Origin of the sequence: Saccharomonospora iraqiensis subsp. paurometabolica YIM 90007 (genome assembly GCF_000231035.2) — a bacterium.
GTDB classification, from domain to species: Bacteria; Actinomycetota; Actinomycetes; order Mycobacteriales; family Pseudonocardiaceae; genus Saccharomonospora; species Saccharomonospora paurometabolica.
In genome coordinates, this window is the sequence record NZ_KI912208.1 from 1 (window position 1) to 1,048 (window position 1,048).

The 1,048-nt window shown below is 74.7% G+C and carries 1 protein-coding gene and 1 tRNA gene; one reads left to right on the forward strand and one right to left on the reverse strand.

Annotated features, from left to right (window positions below):
* Positions 1–795 (reverse strand): selenide, water dikinase SelD (gene selD, locus SACPADRAFT_RS0203275; RefSeq protein ID WP_007027734.1); only part of this gene is annotated, 795 nt, incomplete at its 3' end.
* Positions 796–880: 85 nt separating this feature from the next.
* On the opposite strand from selD, the gene SACPADRAFT_RS0203280 reads away from it, so the two are divergent.
* Positions 881–972, forward strand: a tRNA-Sec gene (locus tag SACPADRAFT_RS0203280).
* Positions 973–1,048 lie beyond the last annotated feature (76 nt).

Genomic DNA, 1,048 nt, shown 5'->3' on the forward strand with positions numbered 1-1,048 from the left:
GCCCTCCCGGACGGCGTCGCGGGCGGCGTCCAGCACCGGCACCGCCGCCGCGTTCACCACCGCCGTCACCCCGCTGGCCCGCGCCAGCTTGTACAGGTGCCCGAGCAGGCCGAAGCCGGTGACGTCGGTGGCGCACCCGATGCCCGCGGCCGACGCGGCCCGCGCGGCCTCGGCGTTCAGCGTGGTCATCACGGCGATCGCCTCGTCGAAGGTCTCCCCGGTGGCCTTGTGCCGGGTGTTCAGCACGCCGACCCCGAGCGGCTTCGTCAGCGACAGCGGCTGTCCGGCCCGGCCGGTGTCGTTGCGCAGCAACCGGTCCGCCCCGGCCACCCCGGTCACCGCGAGGCCGTACTTCGGCTCGGGGTCGTCCACGCTGTGCCCGCCCGCGAGGTGGCAGCCCGCCTCGGCGCACACCGCGGCGCCGCCGCGCAGCGTCTCGGCGGCCAGCTCGAACGGGAGGGTCTCCCGGGGCCAGCACAACAGGTTCACCGCGACCACGGGCGTGCCGCCCATCGCGTACACGTCGGACAGCGCGTTCGCCGCGGCGATCCGCCCCCAGTCGTACGGGTCGTCCACGACCGGGGTGAAGAAGTCGGTGGTGCTCACGATCGCGCGCTCGCCGTCGAGACGGACGGCCGCGGCGTCGTCCCCGTCGTCGAGCCCCACGAGCAGCTCCCCGGCGGGCCGCGCGGGACCGGCACCGACCAGCCCGGACACGACCTGTTCGAGCTCCCCCGGAGGGATCTTGCACGCGCACCCGCCGCCGTGCGCGTACTGGGTCAGTCGGTACGCCATTCCGCCATCCTGCCCGATTTTCGCCTCCGCCGCGCGGTGTGCTGCACACGCGCCGTGCATTTGGCAGGATGTCGGTATGTCCCAGGGAGGCGCTTCCGGCCTGGTGACCGGCACGGTCTTCAAAACCGTTGAACGGCAGGCTCTGTCGTTGGCGGGTTCGATTCCCGTTCGCCTCCGCGACGACGGCCGCGGCCCCCGGCGTGGCCCGCTCCCGCGGTCGGGGGCGCGGGCCGCACCGGGGGGAATCCGCGGT